Source organism: Streptomyces sp. NPDC051976 (assembly GCF_040680795.1).
Lineage (GTDB): Bacteria > Actinomycetota > Actinomycetes > Streptomycetales > Streptomycetaceae > Actinacidiphila.
This window is the reverse complement of sequence record NZ_JBFAXL010000068.1, coordinates 24820-43339: the sequence shown is the minus strand read 5'-3', so window position 1 is coordinate 43339 and position 18520 is coordinate 24820. Positions and strand designations below refer to the sequence as shown.

At 69.2% G+C, this 18520-nt stretch carries 13 protein-coding genes and 3 pseudogenes; 7 read left to right on the top strand and 9 right to left on the bottom strand.

Annotated elements, in window-relative coordinates; translation table 11 throughout:
- A partial coding sequence (locus tag AB0M29_RS39010) for a transposase (RefSeq protein WP_365391551.1) occupies positions 1-619 on the top strand: 619 nt, incomplete at its 5' end.
- A 37-nt stretch (positions 620-656) separates the two neighbouring features.
- Here the strand turns inward: AB0M29_RS39010 and AB0M29_RS39005 are convergent.
- The 5 genes and pseudogenes from AB0M29_RS39005 to AB0M29_RS38985 all read right to left on the bottom strand — a co-directional run.
- Positions 657-1039, bottom strand: a pseudogene (locus AB0M29_RS39005) (transposase); the annotation flags it as partial.
- 42 nt (positions 1040-1081) lie between these two features.
- The gene (locus tag AB0M29_RS39000; protein ID WP_365391550.1) at positions 1082-2614 is read right to left on the bottom strand and encodes a carboxylesterase family protein; all 1533 of its coding nucleotides are present in this window, start codon (positions 2612-2614) and stop codon (positions 1082-1084) included.
- Entirely contained in the window at positions 2611-3531 is a 921-nt protein-coding gene (locus tag AB0M29_RS38995) for an MBL fold metallo-hydrolase (protein WP_365391549.1), read from the bottom strand. Before AB0M29_RS38995 ends, AB0M29_RS39000 begins: the two co-directional genes overlap by 4 nt.
- Before the next feature lie 30 nt (positions 3532-3561).
- Positions 3562-4533, bottom strand: coding sequence for a hypothetical protein (locus AB0M29_RS38990; RefSeq protein ID WP_365391548.1), 972 nt, complete (start codon positions 4531-4533; stop codon positions 3562-3564).
- Between the two features lie 276 nt (positions 4534-4809).
- Entirely contained in the window at positions 4810-5730 is a 921-nt protein-coding gene (locus AB0M29_RS38985) for a helix-turn-helix transcriptional regulator (protein WP_365391547.1), read from the bottom strand.
- Positions 5731-5909: 179 nt separating this feature from the next.
- Between AB0M29_RS38985 and AB0M29_RS38980 the strand changes: the two are divergent.
- A pseudogene (locus tag AB0M29_RS38980) lies at positions 5910-6155 on the top strand (lamin tail domain-containing protein); the annotation flags it as partial.
- Between the two features lie 516 nt (positions 6156-6671).
- Here AB0M29_RS38980 and AB0M29_RS38975 read toward each other — a convergent pair.
- A pseudogene (locus tag AB0M29_RS38975) lies at positions 6672-7010 on the bottom strand (integrase core domain-containing protein); the annotation flags it as partial.
- Positions 7011-7117: 107 nt separating this feature from the next.
- Between AB0M29_RS38975 and AB0M29_RS38970 the strand changes: the two are divergent.
- Both AB0M29_RS38970 and AB0M29_RS38965 read left to right on the top strand, forming a co-directional pair.
- Positions 7118-7387, top strand: a complete 270-nt coding sequence (locus AB0M29_RS38970; protein WP_365391546.1) for a hypothetical protein — start codon at positions 7118-7120, stop codon at positions 7385-7387.
- A 109-nt stretch (positions 7388-7496) separates the two neighbouring features.
- Positions 7497-8489, top strand: coding sequence for an IS5 family transposase (locus tag AB0M29_RS38965; protein WP_365391545.1), 993 nt, complete (start codon positions 7497-7499; stop codon positions 8487-8489).
- Here the strand turns inward: AB0M29_RS38965 and AB0M29_RS38960 are convergent.
- A complete protein-coding gene (locus tag AB0M29_RS38960) occupies positions 8407-9060 on the bottom strand; it encodes a hypothetical protein (protein ID WP_365391544.1) in 654 nt (217 codons plus the stop codon). The two genes, AB0M29_RS38965 and AB0M29_RS38960, sit on opposite strands and share 83 nt — an antisense overlap.
- 1141 nt (positions 9061-10201) lie before the next feature.
- Between AB0M29_RS38960 and AB0M29_RS38955 the strand changes: the two genes are divergently transcribed.
- From AB0M29_RS38955 to AB0M29_RS38945, 3 genes are all read left to right on the top strand, one after another.
- A complete protein-coding gene (locus AB0M29_RS38955) occupies positions 10202-13423 on the top strand; it encodes a TIM-barrel domain-containing protein (RefSeq protein WP_365391543.1) in 3222 nt (1073 codons plus the stop codon).
- Between the two features lie 383 nt (positions 13424-13806).
- Positions 13807-14904: an IS4 family transposase gene (locus AB0M29_RS38950; protein WP_365391542.1), complete on the top strand. Its 1098-nt coding sequence runs from the start codon at positions 13807-13809 to the stop codon at positions 14902-14904.
- Positions 14905-15291: 387 nt separating this feature from the next.
- The gene (locus AB0M29_RS38945) at positions 15292-16500 is read left to right on the top strand and encodes an IS110 family transposase (protein ID WP_365391554.1); all 1209 of its coding nucleotides are present in this window, start codon (positions 15292-15294) and stop codon (positions 16498-16500) included.
- Between the two features lie 183 nt (positions 16501-16683).
- On the opposite strand, the gene AB0M29_RS38940 is transcribed toward AB0M29_RS38945, so the two are convergent.
- Both AB0M29_RS38940 and AB0M29_RS38935 read right to left on the bottom strand, forming a co-directional pair.
- Complete coding sequence (locus tag AB0M29_RS38940; protein WP_365391541.1) at positions 16684-17118, bottom strand: hypothetical protein; 435 nt, start codon at positions 17116-17118, stop codon at positions 16684-16686.
- Between the two features lie 764 nt (positions 17119-17882).
- A complete protein-coding gene (locus tag AB0M29_RS38935; protein WP_365391540.1) occupies positions 17883-18500 on the bottom strand; it encodes a hypothetical protein in 618 nt (205 codons plus the stop codon).
- Positions 18501-18520: the final 20 nt, after the last annotated feature.

The following is an 18520-nucleotide window of genomic DNA, read 5'->3' as shown; positions in this document are numbered from 1 at the left end:
CGCTCACCTGGAGCGAGCCCGCAGCCCCGAGCCGGTGCCCTCCCCGGCCGCCACCGCGAGCCTGAGTGATCCGGACTCACGGCTGCAACTGGGCAAACACGGCGGCTACCTGCAGGGATACAACCTGCAGATCGTCTGCGTGCGCCGCCAAATCCTGCTGGCCATCGACCTGCACGACAACCCCTCGGACCGCACGGCACTGATCTCGATGGTCAGAAAGACCCAGGAGAACCAGCACGCGGCAGGTCTGCCGGGCGACATCAAGCTCTGGCTCGCGGACAGCGGATACGCCAGCGCCGCCTCCTTCGAGGAGCTCGCCGACCTACCGCTGCTGGTCTCTGTCACCAGCGAGGCCGACCAGGCAGGATTCCCCGCCAAGCGCCAGACCGCCCCCGCGGGCCAGCAGACCATGGCCGACCGCCTGGCGACCCCGACCGGCCGAGCCCAGTACCGCCAGCGCGGTGCTCTCGTCGAGCCGGGCTTCGCCCAGCTCTTCCAGCGGTTCGGCCGGCACCTCAACTACCGCGGCCGCCGAGCCGTCGACACCGAGATCAAACTCCTCGGCACCGTCCACAACCTCGGCAAACTCATCGCCAGCACGACGCGATCCCGCTCTTGACTCCCAGATGGGGGCAGTCGTGCGACAGCCTCGTGGTCTTCGCACGGAGGTGGCGGAACCCTCGGCGGCCACGTGCGGGGGTGAGCAGGCGCGGCTGGGCCGGTCGTTCCCGGGGGCGTCGGAGGGGGCGGGCGAGGCGGAGTTGGGTGTGAGGGTCTGTTTGAACAGTCGGAAGGTGTGTTCCAGGTCGAATCTGCGGAGGAATGCCTGCCAGCGCAGGTCGATGTCTTCGCTGGTCATCGAGGTGCGTGAGGATCAGAGCCAGACCGGTTTCGGGTCGCGGTCGCCGGGCAGGTGCTCGACCTTCAGGCGGATGAATGTGCCGTGGATCAGGGGGAGTTCGCCGCAGGGGTCGAGCCAGGGGCCGCGGGCGGTCAGGTGGGGGTGCATCCGGTCCCAGGCGAGGGTTTCTGCCGTGCCGTCGCTCGAGGATCGAGGTCGTCTCCAGGCCACCGTGCCAGGTCAGGGCATGGAAAGCGGCCACGGAGTGTGCGCCGTGTCCGTGTCGTCCGTGAGGTCTCCTGAGTTGTCCACGACCATGCTCCACTGTTCGTCGATGACGGCGGTGGCGCGAGTCGCCAGGTCGTACGGAATCCAGCCCGGATCGCCCTCGCGTATGAACGCGGTCCAGGCCGCGTGTGTGCGGTCCGCAAGGCCGTCGGGCGGTTGGTGGGGGCCGAGTAGGGCGGTGTCGCCGTAGAGGGTGGGCAGGTCGGTGTGGTGGAAGACAAACGGCAGTTCCACGCAGTGGCAGGCGCCGAGCGCGCCGCCGAAGGCGGGCGAGCGCCAGGCGAACTCGTAGGCGTAGGTGCGGGCGCGCCGGTGGCGGGCGTGGGCGTCGGCGAGGAGTCGGCTGCCCTGGGTGAAGGTGTCCGTGATGAGACGGCTCGCCAACTCGGCTGGGTGGGCGGCCGGTTCGTCGGTCCGGTACGCGGAGAGTTGTTCCCGAGGGTTGGTCAGGCGGCGTTCGGCGAGTGCGAGGAGCTGGGTCTCGGTCAGGGGGGCGCCCGATGGCACGGTGTAGAGGTTGGCCTCCTCGCGGTTGGTGCCGATGAGCAGATCCACGTCGGCGCCCCAGCCTTTGTGCACGGCCTCGGCGGGTTGTCGTTCCAGGGAGCGGCCGTCGATGACGCATTTCACGGGACTGCTGCCGATGGAGGTGTCGAGGGGACCGTCCGGGATGACGACGACCGGGCCGATCGTGCCGAGTGCCTTCGTCAGTCGCCGGTCGTCGATCGCGCCCAGGTCGGCGGGCGTTGCCCGGACGTTCAGTGCCTCGGCCACCGCCCGGGTGGTCAACGCCGCCTGTTCCGCGCTGATCGCCGCCGTACCGCTGCCGCTCTGGCTGATCGCCCGGCTGAACAGTCGTTCGCGCCGTGCGTCGGGATGGGCGAGCAGCGCGGCGACGATCATCGCCCCGGCGGACTGGCCCGCGAGGGTCACCTTGCCGGGGTCGCCGCCGAAGGCCGCGGCGTTCTCGGCCACCCAGCGGAGCGCGGCGATGACGTCGAGCAGTCCGCGGTTGGCCGGTGCGCCGGGAACGTCGAGCCACCCGGCGATCCCCAGGCGGTAGTTGAGTGTGACGGTGACGATTCCGGCGCGGGCGAAGGACGACCCGTCGTAGAGAGGTGCCTGTCCCGTTCCCGAGATGAGGCCTCCGCCGTGCACGAAGACCAGCACTGGCAGGCCGCCGGAGGGGTGCTCGGGGGCGGTGACGGTCACGGCGAGGTAGCCGGGGTCCGGGATCCAGCCGTGTCCGAGTACGGGGGACAGGTCCAGGCCGCCGAAGCCGGGACGGGCCTGGGCGGGAGCGGTTCCGCCGGGTACGGTCGCTTCCCGTATGCCGTCCCACCGTGGGGCCGGGGCGGGCGCGGCGAACCGGGCGGGACCGGCCATCGGGGCGGCGTACGGAATCGATGCGAAGGTCCGTACGCCGGCGTGGAGTGTGCCGCGGACCAGTCCGCTCGTCGTAGGGATGACCGGCGCGCCGCTCATACCCGCTCCCGGAACGGTGCCCACGACTGGATGGTGTATGACGAGCCGTTCCGCCGCACCCGTGCGCCCGACCCGCCGCGCAGATGCGCGGGGAAGACCAGTGCGCCCTGGTCGGCGGCCCGGTCCAGCACGCGTCGCCGGGAGGCGCGCGCGGCTGTGGGGTCCTCGCAGAAGCAGCTGTTGGCGTCCGGCTCGATGATCTGCACCGGGTGGTGCAGCACATCACCGACGAACACCGCCAGTTCGCCGCCCGAGCGCAGCGTGAGCACCGAGGAGCCCGGTGTGTGTCCCGGCGCGTATTCCAGACGCAGGGCGCCGTCGATGTCGTAGCTGTCCTCCCACAGCACGGCCTGTCCGGCCCGGACGACCGGTGCCACGCTGTCGTCGAAGACGTTCGCGTTGGCCGCAGCCGTTCGGGCCGGACGGGTAGAGCGGGCCGAACGGGCGCTGTCCGGGCGCCAGAAGTCGTAGTCGGCGCGCGGCATCAGGTACCGGGCGTAGGGGAACGTCGGTACCCAATTCCCGTCCACCAGGCGAGTGTTCCACCCGACGTGGTCGGCGTGCAGATGGGTGTTGACCACCAGGTCGACGTCCTCCGGAAGGACGTTGACGGCGGCCAGTCGGGCCAGGAAGTCGGTGCCGCGACGGTCGAACGCCGGTATGGACGGGCGGGACTTGTCGTTGCCGACACCGGTGTCCACGAGGATCGTCGCGCCCCCGCTGCGCAGGACGAACGTCTGCATCCGCGTCATCAGGAGCCCCGTGTCATGGTCCCAGTGGTCGGGGGCGAGCCAGGAGCGGTTGTCGTGCCACACCTGGGGGCCGATCTCCGTGAACATGACCGCCGGCGGGCGGGTAGGGGTCTCGAACTCCACTACCCGCGTCACCTCGACACCACCGAGGCTGAAGGAATCCACAGGATGTCCCCTCTCACGTCTCAAGAGCTTTCAGCGCAGGTCGCGCAGGCCGGCGACCAGGACATTGGGGTCCTCGGCCGTGACGTAGGCGGCGTTCAGCACGTACACCGTGGTGCCGCGTACCTCGATCGACGTGGGGTTCTGCAGGCCGTCCGCCGCGTTCAGGACAGTGGTGCGGTGCCCGTCGGGACGAATACGGACAATGGTGTTGGGGTGGTTGAGAGCGGCGAGAATCTCGTCCCCGCGGCCGGTGAAGGTGAAGTCGTCGACGCTGGTCAGGCCGGTGGCCCTGACCTGGAGCTGCCCTGGGCGGTTGCCCGGCAGGAGGGGGATGCGCAGGATGGTGCCGTCGTCCGTGTCGGACACCCACAGCGCGTTGTTGTGGATCTTCAGGCCGTTGGCACCCGCGATGGCGGAGTAGGCGAGTTCGGGGGCGCTGGTCCAAGCGGTCGGGGTACCGCCGGTGACGGGGACGGTCCAGACGGTGCCCAGCACGGAGTCGGCGATGTAGAGCTTCCCGGTGCGCCGGTCCAGGGCCATGCCGTTGGGAAGGCCGTCGGCGGGCAGGGCGGCGATGCGTTCCGGTGTCTGGCGCGGTCGCAGCCGCCACACTCCGGTCAGGTCCGCGGTGCCGGTCGCGTACAGGAAGTAGAGGGTTCCGTCGTCGGCCCGGACGATGCCCATGGTGGGCGCGAAGTGCAGGATGGGCGTGTTGGCCCCGCCGTCGGCGGGCAGCGGCATGGTGGCCAGGATGTGCGTCCCGCCGTCGGGATCGACCCGGGCGACCTGACGGGCCACCGAGAAGGTCACATCGAGGCTGCCGTCGGGTTCCAGCACGCCGTTCTCCGGCGTCTGCCCCGAGGCCAGGTCGAAGTGCGCGGCGACATGGACGGCTGCCGCCCTGCCGGGTCGGGTCGCGGCGGCAGGCACCGAGGCGAGACCGAGGGTTCCGATCACCACCGTCGCGATCGTCAGGGCTGCGGGTGACAGCTTCTTGTTCATTCTGTTCTCGTCCGTTCCGGCGCGCGGACATGGCGCACCGTGGTGGGAGGTGTCGTAACGGGGGAAGGGGTGCACCTGGTGCCGGACGGCCCGCGGCCGGTCGCCGGAGGCGTGGTGGCCGGACCCGGGCGCGCGGGTGGACCGCCGGCCGGGAGCGATGGTGGCACGTTAGGGGGTTCGTCCGCGGTCACCGCGGACTCTGCTCACGCGACCGAGCGCGGGGCGGTCCGCTGCCGTCGGCCTTCAGCCTCCGGCCGACTGCTCCCGGGTTCGGATTCAGCGAGGGCTGTCGGTTACCGACGGCGTGGGTTCCGCTGTGTCGGCGTGTGCTGTGCGAGGTGCGCTCGGGGTGTCGAGTCGGGCGAGAAGGGAGAGCGCCGCCGCGGACGCGGTGTCGGCGCCCGCTGTGGCCACGACGATGCGCTGGCCCTCTTCCTGGGGGACGCCCAGGGACTGCAGATTGAGCTCCATACGGCCGACGACTGGGTGGTGCATGCGGTAGGCCGCGAGGGCCCACTTCCTGACCCCGTGCTCGGCCCACATCGTGGTGAACTCCGCGCTTTTCATGGTCAGTTCGCCGACGAGCGAGGCCAGCCTGGGATCGTCGGGGTGCCGCCCGGCGGCGAGCCGGAGCTTGCCGACCACGTTCCTGGCCTTCTTAGGCCAGTCCACGAACAGGTCCCGGGTGTGCGCGTCCAGGAACACCAGCCGTGCCATGTTCGGGCGCCGGTCGGGCTGATCGGGGATCAGCGGGTCCAAGTGCCCAGCGAACAGGGCGTGTCCGGTGCGGTTCCAGGCCAGTACGTCGCTGCGCAGGCCGAGCACGATCGCGGGTGTGTCGCCGAGCGCGTCGAGCAGTTGCCAGGTCGTGTCGCTCGCTCGTTCCGGTGCGGGCCTGCGCCGGCTGGTGGTTCGACGTGGTGCGCCGACCAGATCGTGCAGGTGAGCGCGCTCGACCTCGTCGAGACCGAGGGCGCAGGCCAGCGCCTCCAGGACCTCGGGTGACGCGTTGAGCGAGCTGCCCTGTTCCAGTCGCGTGTAGTAGGACAGGCCCACCCCGGCGAGTCGGGCCAGCTCGTCACGGCGCAGCCCGGGCACACGTCTGCGCTCTCCGAAATCCGGGAGCCCAACATCCGCCGGCTGCAACTGCGCTCGGCGGGTTCTGAGGAACTCTCCCAACTGCGGCTTCCTGTTCATGCTCCGAGTATCCGGCAACGGGACGCCGGACAGCCTGCCCCTGGCAAGGGCAGGCTACGAGCGGTCGCCGCCTCGGAGCCACGAGCGGGACGTGGGACCGGCCGCCTACGGCGAGAACTTCGCCGTTCACGCGGCCCTGACCTCCCCATTACCGTCTTCATAGCCTCAACGCCGGCCGCCACGCTGTGAACCTGTCGGGCTGGTCGCTGTCCGACGCTGACCATCACACCTACCAGTTCACCCACCTGCGTCTGGCCGGTCACACTTCGGTCCGCGTCCACACCGGAACCGGCCGTGACACCGCCGCGAACGTTTACCAGGACCGCCGCGCCTATGTGTGGAACAAGGACCGCGACACCGCGACCTTGCGTGACGACCACGGCTGCGTCGCCGACATCAAGTCCTGGGGCCACAGCCACCGCTGACCGCGCCACCGGTGACCGGAGCCGGCCGGACACTCCTGCGTCCCGCCGCCCCAGCGGAAAGGGTGCGACGGGAGCGCCGTGGCGCCCGCGGTCGGCGCAGTGTTGCACCGCTGGTGCCGCCGTTCGGCGCCCGCCTCTGCCTCCCCGCGGCTGTCCTGGCCGTTGGTGGTGAGGTGCTGGAGCTGTTGGTGAGGGCATGGGCCTGGCGGTGGCGGCCGGGGTCGTCACTGCCTGGTGTTCTGGCGTGGTGCCTGGCTGCCTGGGTGGCCTGTCAGGCGATGCCGGTGACCTGCAGTGCGGTGGTCCAGTCGGTCTTGATCGCGGTGCGGGCGGAGGACAGGGTGATGGTGCCGTTGCAGACGGCGTTCTTCAGCTTTGTATCCACGCCGTCTTTGGTGGAGGAGGTCTTGGTGCCGTAGTGCGGTTCGGGCCACAGGTTGCCGGGGTCGCGGGGGGATCCTCCGAGTTCCAGGGTGTCAAGCCCCGGGGTGTTGTGGAGAGTCGGTTAGCTGGCTTTCAGGGGGTGGTCTGGGGCGCGGGTGATGCGTGGAGCGCTTCGAACTCGGCGGGCGGGACGTGGCCGAGCTCGCCGTGGAGCCTTCGCTGGTTGAACCAGTCCACGTACTCGGCGACGGAGATCTCGACGTCGTTGATGCTGGCCCAGGGGCCCTTGTTGCGGATCAGCTCGGCCTTGAACAGGCTGTTGAATGCCTCGGCGAGGGCGTTAGTCGTATGAATCGCCCTTGGAACCGACCGAGGCCACGGCGGCAGCCTCGTCCAGGCGTTCGGTGTAGCGGACAGCCCGGTACGCCGCGATCGGAGTGGTGGACCAGTCCGGCCAGGTCGGCGCCGGTGTGGCGGCGTCTCCATATACCCATCTCCCGACCGGGTCCTTGCGGGCCTCGACAGCCAGACGCGTCGCACGGTCACGCAGTTCGTCGGGGTACTTACGGGGAGCAGCCATGATCAGATCCTTCCGGGTCTTCCATGTCTCCATCAAACCCGGGGCGACTCACACCGAAGGGTTCGACCACCCGACGTTGCGCCCGAATTGGGTCCGCTGGCTGAACGCCGTGACGTGGACCAACGCGCCGACGTACATCGTCGGGCACTCGGACGAAGCAGCGGCCCTGAGCGCTGAGCGGACAACGAATGAGGTGGAGCGAGCGATCACACTGCGGAACGGCTCCTTCCAGGGCATCACCGACAAGTACCTCTTCGGCGAGGTCTAAGAGCGTGGTGGTGAAGGGATTGGCGTTCGGCTATCTGGTGTGGGTGATGCCTCGCATGCAGGTGCTGGTGACGGGGTGGGCATGAAAGAGCGGGTCCCTCGGTAGAGACGTGGTTGTCGAGACCCGGCTCGTTCAAGGAGACCCGCTGCGCACTCAGTTGACCACTTCCGATGACGCGTGGTCCACTCCGGCCTCTCTTCCGTGTGACTGCTACGTGCACCTGTACGGGGCGATCGCCGGGGGGCGGCGGGCTGAGCGCTATCCCACCGACATGACCGACGGGGAGTGGACCCAGATCCGTGCGTCGATGCCGGTCCCGGCCTGGCTGGAGGGCCGCGGTGGACGCCCGGAGGCGTTCTGCCACCGAGAGATGGTCGACGCGGTCCGCTACGTCGTCGACAACGGGGCGAAGTGGCGCGCTATCCCCGCCGATTTTCCCTGGTGGCGGGCGGTATACGACTTCTTCCGACGGTGGTGCCGGCACGGCTACGTGCGCGAGTTGTACCAACGGCTGCGGCGCATCGAGCGACAGCAGCAGGAGCGGCCCGCCGAGCCGAGTGCCGGGATCATCGACGCGCAATCAGTGGACGGCGCGGACACCGTCACCGGCGACAGCCGCGGCTACGACGGCGCAAAATCGCGCGACGGCAGGAAGCGCCACATTCTGACCGACACGCTGGGCCTGCTGCTGGAAGTCACCGTCACCGCGGCCAACATGCACGACTCGGTGGCCGCCCCGGACCTGCTGGATCGGTTCATGGCCGCGCCAGGCCGGCTGTTGAAGCTGGTCTGGGCCGACAGCGCCTACCAGGGGCCGGCCCTGGCGCAGGCGTTCTCCCGGCACGGGGTGAAGGTCGAGGTCGTGCGGCGAAGCGACGGGCAGACGGGGTTCGTGGTACTCGCGCGCCGTTGGATTGTGGAGCGCACCTTGGGGTGGCTGTCACGGGCCCGCAGGCTCAACCGCGACCACGAGCGCCGCCCCGATCACCACGAGCAGATGGTGTGGTGGGCCGGCCTGCTCACGCTGACCCGGCGGATGGCGCGGCAGCGGCTGCACTGGCCGGAGCGGCGAGCCCACCGGCTGGACCCGTCACAGCCCTGAACACCCCGCCGCGCTCGCGCAGCAGCCAGCCCCGCGCCTCCAGCGCATACGCCCGGTGCCGCACCTTCTCCACCTCGTTCATCCGTGTCGCGTCCCGGCCCAGCGCCCGTGTCAGCTCCTGCACGGTCACCGGCCCCGACGCTGCCGCGGCCGCTGCGAAGACCTGCCGGTAGACCCCCGACAGCACCTCCTCGCCCAGACCGGCCCGCCAGGCCGACGGCCGCGGATCACGGTCAGTCCCCCCGCCCGTCCCGGCGGGCACCGCCTGCTGCACAGTCACCGGCACCGCCGTCACCGTCCCGACCGGTCCCGCTACGGATCCTGACGGCACGTCATCCTCCCTGCTCTGCGCGGATGCCGTTCCCGGCCGGTTCTCCGCGCGCCGGGTGGCGCCTTCGCCTTCCTCGGCCAGCGCACGCAGCACCTCTTCACGGGCGATGCGCGCGTGGTCCACACGCTGCCGGGCCGCGACAGCGTGCTCTTCGGCCTCCCGCACCGCCTCCAGCCAGGACTCGAGCTCTTCCCGCGCCCGTGCCTCACGGCACTCCAGCAAAGCGATCACCGACGGCACCAACACACCTCCCGGACAGACAAAACCAACCGTCCGCTGACTGCCCTGCCCCGACCCCCACCACACCCGCCCGGCCATAAAACCGCAGCCCATCGAGCTACAACACGGTTCACCACCACGCTCTAAACGGGCGGATCTTGGCATCGAGCCGCAAGTGTCGTTACTGACCTGCTTCTTTGTGGATTGACTGGAACTTGTGCCTCCAATCCTTGCGCAGATCGTTGACAGTTCCCGCAGGATGGCCCAATGTCTTCCAACGTTGGCAAGACCGGGAGGTGAACGACCTCGCTGTCCTTCAGGAAGTGATCGTTGAATGACCGTCGCCCCCCGCGCCGAAGTCCTGTCGGCCTCGGCGACGATGTCCCGCCAGTGCCCCCACGACATGGCCTGCACCTGCCGCGGATACGACGCGGAGCGTGCGGGGGCAGGCAACGCGACGGGTAGGGCCGCCACAGCTCGACCGGTGGCTACGCCGAACCGACACGGCCACGGGCCCGCGTGCGCAGCAGTGACGGATGCGACGGTGATGTCGCCATGTCGGACGTCACCGATGGCAACCTGTCGACGGCATCTGAGGGCCTGGCACAGCCGACCTCGCGCTCAGGCCGCTTGCTCCTGCGCCCTGCATCGCACGAGATCACGATGCCGGGGAACCGGTTCTGTGGACCTGCGCAGGGCCTGTACACACCCAGCGACGTGGGCAGAAGGCCACTGCCAACCAATGGCCGCAGGCCCCCGGCAGGCTACCTTCCCGAAGGCCTGCGACGGGCCCGAAGGTGTACGACGGCAATGAGAATCAGCGCACGGCTCCTCATCCCTCAACCCTCTGAGCGCGGTGCCGTGTTGCGATGGCCTGACGGCAGTTCGAGGACCGCGGCCTCCTGCCACGCCCGCGAGCACCGGCAATGGCCGTTCGGGTACCTCTGGGAGCGCCGGTCAGGTCACCGGCTGGCACGGTGCTGTGCTCGCCAGGCAGGTGGCGTCCTGGGGGAGTGAACCGTGCCCGGACGGGACGGCAAGACACAGTGATCCCACCAACGCGTGAACGGAGTTGACGTTGACAGTCGTACAGGAACATCGACGGCGGAGGGTCAGGCTGCGGCAGGTGAGCGCGGCAGCGGCGTTGTCCTTCGCTGCCGCCATGACGCTTGGGGGCGCCGGCTCGGCCTCGGCTGGGAACGCGGCGGCCACTTCTGCCACTCGCGTCCCCACCGTCTCCGCCGGAGACGCCCGTTTCGAGATCCTCTCACCCACGCTGATCCGGACCGAGTATTCGGGCGACGGGAAGTTCACAGACGGCCCCACCTTCAACGCGATCGGCCGTGACGGCTTCACCCGCGCTGCGTACACCGCCCGGAGGGCCAACGGCTGGCTGACTGTCAGGACCAGTGCGGTGGAGGTACGTTACCGGCTCGGTTCCGGCCCGTTCGATGCGGGGAATCTCTCGGTGCGTCAGACCGTGGGCGGTGCCCCGGTGACCGCCAGCCCGTGGCATCTGCTGACCTGTTCGCTGGGTGCGCTGTGCGAGGGGGAAAGCCTCCGGCTGGACGGCGTGTCCGTGGCCTCGGACCACGCGGGCCACACCGGCGCCGGATTCGCCGCCGGCTTCGCGGGCGCCGGTAGTTCCGCGTCGGCTGACATCGTTGTCAGTGCTGCGGGAACGTACCAGTTCGACGTGCGGTACGCGAACTCCGTGGGAGGCGACGGGAAGAGCGAGCCCAGGACGTTGACGGTCTCGGTGGACGGGGGCGCGGCGCGGCAGTTGACCTTGCCGACCACCGCGAACTGGGACACCTGGAACGTGGCGACGACGAGTCTCGACCTCGGCGCGGGTCGGCACACGATCGCGCTGACCCGCACCGCCTCGGATTCCGGGAACGTCAACATCGATAGCGTGGCCCTGGCCCGTCCGGGCAATCCTTACCCGGCGGTCTCCACCACCGCGATCCCCGACTGTCTGCTCGGAACAAGCTGTGAGGCCGAGTCCGGCCGGATCACCGGAACCGCGGCATCCGCCGACGATCACCAGGGCTACGCAGGCAGCGGTTTTGTCGCCGAACTGAATCAGGGGTCGAGCCTGACCACACACCTGGTCGGCGTGCCCGCTGACGGCACCTACACCCTGCGGGTGCGCTACGCCAACGGTGTCGGCGGTGACGGCCTGCACCAGACGCGTACCGCCTCAATCTCCGCAGGCAGCGCCACCACGACGCTGAGCCTGCCGTCCACCAGCGACTGGAACGACTGGCAGACCGCCTCGGCGCCCGTGACGCTGCAGGCCGGCGGCGACGACGTCACCTTGAGCTGCCCGGACGCCGCCAGTTGCCACGTCAACCTGGACACCGTCTCGGTGGCCGCGGCAGACGCCTGGGCCCCGCAGCCGCATGTCGCACTCGGCGGCTACCGCCGCGGTCTGGACGGGGTGACCGGAAACGGCCCAGCGCCGATCACCACACCCGGGCTGCTCAACAAAGACGGCTGGTACCTGCTGGATGACACCCCATCCGCGGTGTACGACACCGCGACGCAGAGGGTCACGCAGCGGCCCTCGCACGGCGGCGCGCCGTACCAGGACGGCTACGTCTTCGGCTACGGACACGATTACAAGAAGGGCCTCGGCGACCTGGCCACCCTGACGGGCCCGCCGGCGCTGCTGCCGCAATGGGCCTACGGCGTGTGGTACTCGGAGTACATCGACCGCACTGCGGCCGCCTACGAGAACACCATTCTTCCCGGCTTCCGGTCAGAAGGCGTGCCGCTGGACGTGCTGGTGACGGACACGGACTTCAAGGCCGTCAACAACTGGAGTGGCTGGGAGATGGACCCGGGAAGGTTCCCCGATCCCAAGGGCTTCTTCGACTGGTCGGCGGGGCAGGGGCTGCACAACACGCTCAACGTGCACCCCAGCATCCTTGCCTCCGACCCCCAGTTCGCCCAAGCACAGGCCACAGCCAAGGGCAAGCTGACGCCGGGCGGATGCGCGGGCGGCGCATCGGTCCAGAACAACTGCTACACCTTCGACTTCGGCGACCCCGACCAGCTCAAGGCGTACCTGGACCTGCACCGGACCATGGACGAGCAGGGCAACGACTTCTGGTGGCTGGACTGGTGCTGCGACGCCTCGCAGTCCTCGATGCCCGGTGTCACGCCGGACGCGTGGATCAACCAGCAGTACGCGACCCTGACCGGTCAGAACGGCGGCGGCCGCGGCTTCGTCCTGTCGCGAGCCTACGGCTCGCTGCAGGCAGGCGGCTACAGCGGCCAGGCCGGACTGCCGACCGGACCGTGGGCCGACAAACGCACCACCGTCCACTTCACCGGGGACACCTCCTCGACCTGGGGCACCCTGAAGCTGGAGGTCGGCTACACCCCTGGCGAGTCCGCTGCGACAGGCATGGCAGCCATCACCCACGACATCGGCGGCCACAACGACACCACGGGCCTGACCGGCTCTGAGACGTACACCGACGGCGGCGCCACCCACACCACGCACAAGCTGCCCGACGACCTGTACGCCCGCTGGGTGCAGTTCGGCGCCTTCCAGCCGATCGACCGCCTGCACAGCAACCACAGCGACCGGCTGCCCTGGCAGTACGGCACCCAGGCCCGTCAGTCAGCCGACACGTTCCTCAACCTGCGAGACAATCTGGTGCCCTACACCTACTCGCTCGCGAAAGAGGCCGCCACGACCGGCGTGCCGATCGTCCGGCCGACCTACCTGGAATACCCCGACCAGGCGCAGGCCTATGCCACCGCCGACAGCGAGTACTTCTACGGCGCGGACGTCCTGGTCGCTCCGGTGACGACGCCGGGCACGACGGCGACCACCTCGGTGTGGTTCCCGCCCGGCCAGTGGACGGACTACTTCACCGGCAAGACCTACCAGGGCGGCACCACACAGGACGTCACCACGGATCTGGACTCGATGCCCGTGTTCGTCAAGGCCGGTGGGATTCTGCCGACCCGCACCTCGAACGTCTCGAGCGTCGACAAGAACCCGCTCACCGACATTACTTTGACCGTGGCTGCCGGCGCGACGGGCTCGTACCGCCTCTACGAGGACGATGGCACCGCGACCGCAGGGCGTCCAGGCCACAGCGCCACAACGACCGTCAGCTACCACGAGGACGGCGACCGGCACACGGTGACCATCGGCGCACCGCAAGGCAGCTTCCGTGGCCAGGTGCACAACCGGCAGTGGACACTGTCACTGCTCGGTACATCCCACGCACCCACCAAGGTCACCGCCTTCGGCGTGCAGTTGACATCGCAGGCCTACAAATGGGACAGCGCCACCGGGATCCTCACGGTGACAGTGCCCAAGCACACCGTGCACAATCCGATCACCATCACCTACCAGTAGAGGCATCACCTGACAGCACGACAGCTGGAAGTACGGACCTGGCCCCGGCGAGCTCGACTCGCCGGGCCAGGTCCACCCCGCCAGGCCCCGGCCGGAGCATGTGGTCTCTTTGTGATGTCCGGGGAGAGGGGACGTCGAGCGTTTTCCCCGGGACAGTGGTCGGCGACGCTTTCCAGCCCTGCGGCTGCTCGGTGCTGCCCCGTTTTTTCGCGGTCCTGTAAGAGGGCCGCTGGCCTCCGGGCCCGGTATGACTGTTGCCCCCTGTCGATGGGATGACAATGCCGTTGCCTTTGCGGGGTTCGGCCGGTTGATCCGGTGTGCTGATATCGAGGTTGGAGCGGTTGGGGCTGGGGATCTTGACCCAGTCCTGCCCTCCTGAGCTGATGGACCGGGTCGTCGGCGATGAAGGCCGCAAGGAGAAACGGCTCGGTTGCTGTCCGCCCGGTTCACCGTGTACTTCGTCCCTCGCCATGTGCCTCTTCCCGCAGGCCGATTACCTTGAGGTGCTGCGGCTGGTGAAGGCTGGCGAATCGACCCTGCGGCCGTGGACTGGGGTGAACAAGTCTTCGCTGACCAGGGCTCGGCAGCGGTTGGGCTGGACGGTGATGCGCGAGCTGTTCTGCAGGGTGTCCCGCCCGTTGGGCGGGGGTCCCGACCTGTTCCACGGGACGCGGGTACTCGCCCTGGACGGAACGCTCCTGGCAGTGCCGGACTCCGCCGGAAACCTGGAGACCTTCGGCAAGTCTGGTTCGCAGCGTGCCCCGATGGGATACCCGCAGGCGCGGGTGGTCGCGGTGGCGGAGTGCTCGACGCACGCAGTGCTGGATGCCGTGATCGGCGGTTTCAAGGACTCCGAACGGATCGTGTCCGACGAACTGGAAGCCCACATCGGCCCGGGCACTCTGGTCCTGGCCGACCGGGGTCTGTGGGGCCTGGCGCGGTGGCACCGGTTACGCGACCGGGGCGCTCACCTGCTGTGGCGGATCGAGCGGCGCAAGGCCCGGCGGGTTGAGGGCGTCCTGCCCGACGGCAGTTATCTCGCACGGATCGAGGCGAACAAGCACAGCAAGGCTGCCGGCACGGTCAAGGCCCCGCCGGTCCTGGTCCGGGTGATCGAGTACCGCGTTGACGGACAGGCCGACGTGGTCCGCGTCATCACCAGCCTGCTCGACCACGAGCGGTATCCGGCCGCCGAACTCGCGGCACTGTACGCGCGGAGATGGGAGATCGAGCTCGTCTTCGACGAGATCAAGACTCATCAGCGCGGCAGACCGGTTCTGCGGTCTCAGACGCCGGACGGCGTGCGGCAGGAGATCTACGCGCACCTGATCGTGCACCACGCGGCCAGAGAGCTGCTGAACGAGGCGGCCCGGCTCCATCAGAGTGTCGCCGAGCGGACCTCGTTCACCCGAGCCCTGCACGTTGTCCGCCGCACGGTGATCGCACCCGGCGGATTTTCCCCCCTCCGCCCGGAGGCGTGACCGCCGACTCGGCTGCCTGGAGATCGGCCGGAGCCTCCTGCCGCCACGCCGATCACGCGACTGCCCGCGCAAGGTGAGATCGTGCATTACCCCGTACGGCAGCAAAGCCCCCGGTGAACCAGCCAGCCGACGTCGGTCCCCGGTCACGATCACCATGAACCGCCGATGGGAGTGACAGCAAAAGCAACGGCATTGGATGGGATGACCTGGGGGGTGGTGTCGCCGGGCCCGAGGGGTGCCGTCGGAGACGCTGATGAGAGGTCCGGCCATCGCCCGGCCGAGCGCAATTGCCCGGCCATCTGCGGGCGGCAGGTCTGCATAACGTGGATGCGCGAGAACGGCCCCGAAGCCCTGGCCAGCACCGTAACGAGCAAACGTGGGGGCACGGTGATCGACACTGACGGCGTGGGCGTCTTCCTCGGGCTGGACGTCGGCAAGAGCACGCACTACGGGCACGGGCTGACCCCGGCCGGCAAGAAGGTCTTCGACAAGCCCCTGCCGAACAGCGAACCCAAACTGCGGGTCGTCTTCGAGAAACTGGCCGCGAAGTTCGGCACGGTCCTGGTGGTCGTGGACCAGCCCGCGTCCATAGGAGCTCTGCCGCTGGCCGTGGCCCGTGACGCGGGATGCCAGGTCGCCTACCTGCCGGGCCTTGCCATGCGGCGGATCGCCGACCTCTACCCGGGCGAGGCCAAGACCGACGCGAAGGACGCCGCGGTGATCGCGGACGCAGCACGGACGATGCCGCATACCCTGCGCTCGCTGGAGTTGACCGACGAGATCACCGCCGAGCTGACCGTTCTGGTCGGCTTCGACCAGGACCTCGCGGCCGAGTCCACCCGCACTTCCAACCGGATACGCGGCCTGCTCACCCAGTTCCACCCCAGCCTGGAACGCGTCCTGGGGCCCCGTCTGGACCACCAGGCCGTCACCTGGCTGCTGGAACGCCACGGATCCCCTGCCGCCCTGCGCAAGGCCGGCCGCCGCAGACTCGTCGAACTGATCCGCCCCAAGGCCCCGCGCATGGCCGCCCGGCTGATCGACGAGGCCTTCGACGCGCTGGACGAACAGAGCGTCGTCGTTCCGGGCACCGGCACCCTCGACATCGTCATCCCGTCGCTGGCCCGCTCCCTGGCAGCCGTTCACGAGCAACGCCGGGCCCTGGAAGCCCAGATCAACCAACTGCTGGAGTCTCACCCTCTTTCCCAGGTCCTGACGTCGCTGCCCGGCGTCGGCGTCAGGACCGCTGCAGTCCTCCTGGTCACCGTCGGCGACGGCAGCTCCTTCCCCAGCGCCGCCCACCTGGCCTCCTACGCCGGCCTCGCCCCGGCCACCAAGTCCTCCGGGACCTCCATCCACGGCGAACACGCACCCAGAAGCGGCAACCGGCAGCTCAAACGCGCGATGTTCCTGTCCGCGTTCGCCGCCCTGCACGACCCCGCTTCCCGCACCTACTACGACCGATGCAGAGCCCGCGGCAAAACCCACACTCAGGCCCTCCTCCGCCTCGCCCGCCACCGCATCAGCGTCCTGTTCGCCATGCTCCGCGACGGCACCTTCTACGACCCACGCACGCCCGAGGCAGCCACCGCATGACCACCTCGGACTTGACGAAAGACATAGAGGCACCCCCCGGCGGGGCGAACTGATAGTCAACGGGCCCGTACCGTCAGGGGAGTTGGCCGCTCGGGCTGAAGCGCGCTATACCGGCGGACTTCGGCGTGCTCTGCCCCGCCGCGCGCCTTTCTTCCCCGCAGGTCCCGGCTCTGGTGTGGGGCGTCATGCCTGGCCTTGATGCTTGGTGGCATCTTCGCGCAGTTCTTGCAGGCGGCGCCCACTGTCGACGTGCGTGTACTGGCCCCAGCCGTTGATCTCGCTGCCGGCCTGCGCCTTCAGCGCGGGGGAGGGCTGCGGGAAGGCGCGGCCGTCGGGGATTTCGACCCAGCCGTCGGCGGTGACGGTGGCTTCGTGGGTCCGCCTGCGTCTCGGCTGGTGGTGGCGGAGCTTGTCGTCGGCTGTGGCCAGGCCGACTTCGATGATAGGCATCAGGGCCCCGGTTCTGCGGCTGCCCGCCGTGCCGGCGGTCGGCTTGCTGTCCTGCAGGAGCTGCCGACGCAGCACGTCGTTCGGTGTGTCGACAAGGGGTTCGCTGTGACGCTGCAGGTAGGCGAACGCCTCATCGTCGACGGCGATCATCCGCATGGGCTTGGACATGTGACACATCCGCGTTGCACTTTGAAGTGCAAAGTCTGCCAAATGTAGAGATTGAAGTGCAATAGGCAAGTGCCCGGCACCCCTGGCGTTCCCGCGAATGCCGCGGCCGGCGCCGCAGGGGTACAGGGCTGTGAAGGGGAGAGGCCCGCGAACGCAGAGGTCCCATCCCGGGCCGCAGCAGGCGGACGGCCGAGGCGGCCCGATCCTGAGCGCGGCATCAAGGCCGCTGTCGGCAGTCAGCACGGCGCTCCGACCCGCGCGGCGATCGTCCGCAGGGCTGCGATCGTGGTTCAATTACGATGCCTGGCCTCGGTACCCGGCCAGACCTGAGCATCCGAACCCGACCTGCGGACGATGACAGGCGCGGATGGGGAACGTCGGGCGGCGGGCAGGTGGTGCGGCGCAGGCGATCAGGTACAGCCTGCCGGTCACCTGGGCAGTCCACCTCGACCAGGCAAGCCCACGCCAGGTCGGCTTGGGGGTTGGGCACGCTGCTCGTCTGCGCGATCACGCGCCGCGAGGCGGATGCGCTCCCCAGCGCGCAGACCAGGTGCTACACGTCGGCGCGTAGTGGTCACCTGTGGCTCGGGCCCCACTCTTTCCAGTAATCCTCCCGCTCCCATTGGAAGATCAGTCTGATGTTGGCCGCCTGTTCGGTGCCGCCTGACCTTGACCGTCCTCGTACCCGGCGGGGGAGCTGGTGGGGCACGGTGCCGCGACGGCACCGTACACCCAGCTGTTCTTCTCCCGCCCACGCAATGCCCTCAGGTCAGGACCCCCGGCCCTCGTCGGAGCGGCTGCAGGGCTTTCGCTGTTCCGCATCCTGTCGCCGTCGGGGAGGCCCGTCGGGTGCGGCGGTTCTTCCGGAACGATGCCGCCTGATCTCGCCGGGACAGCGTGCCGAGTTCCTCGTTGGGTTGTGGTGGCGCTGGCGAGGTGCGGATACTCGCGGTGGCGGCCAGGACGATCGTGATGTGTTCGGCGAAGCCGGTGTAGGGGGTGGGGAGCTCCAGGTCGGGGTCCTCGCGGTGGCCGACGGCGACCGCGTACGGGACGAAGGCCATGAGGGCGTCGATGACTTCGGAGCTGCACCGTTTGGTGGTGCTCAGCAGCTGTCCCAGGACGCGCAGCAGGGTGGGGGTGCTGCGGTCGGTGTCGTCGTAGGTGACCGGCAGGTTCTCGGTGATGGGGGAGCGGCGGGTGCGGACTGTGGTCTGCTTGCGCCACCAGGCGGCGTCTGCTTCACCGAGGGCCAGGTGGTGCAGGTACAGGCGGGACGGCGGTGAGGGTGCGGGTGGCGTGGCGGTAGCTGGAGCGCACCGTGGCGATCGGGACGCCCATGACGCCGGCGACGACCACGTCCCCGGCGCGACAGCGGTCAACCCGGTGGCTGGCAGGACGT

Bases quoted from the DNA above. Each gene is read 5' to 3' on its own strand.
- AB0M29_RS39000 (WP_365391550.1), bottom strand. From the start codon at position 2,614: ATGAGCGGCGCGCCGGTCATCCCTACGACGAGCGGACTGGTCCGCGGC.
- AB0M29_RS38990 (WP_365391548.1), bottom strand. From the start codon at position 4,533: ATGAACAAGAAGCTGTCACCCGCAGCCCTGACGATCGCGACGGTGGTG.
- AB0M29_RS38985 (WP_365391547.1), bottom strand. From the start codon at position 5,730: ATGAACAGGAAGCCGCAGTTGGGAGAGTTCCTCAGAACCCGCCGAGCG.
- AB0M29_RS38970 (WP_365391546.1), top strand. From the start codon at position 7,118: ATGATCAGATCCTTCCGGGTCTTCCATGTCTCCATCAAACCCGGGGCG.
- AB0M29_RS38955 (WP_365391543.1), top strand. From the start codon at position 10,202: ATGACGCTTGGGGGCGCCGGCTCGGCCTCGGCTGGGAACGCGGCGGCC.
- AB0M29_RS38950 (WP_365391542.1), top strand. From the start codon at position 13,807: ATGGACCGGGTCGTCGGCGATGAAGGCCGCAAGGAGAAACGGCTCGGT.
- AB0M29_RS38940 (WP_365391541.1), bottom strand. From the start codon at position 17,118: ATGTCCAAGCCCATGCGGATGATCGCCGTCGACGATGAGGCGTTCGCC.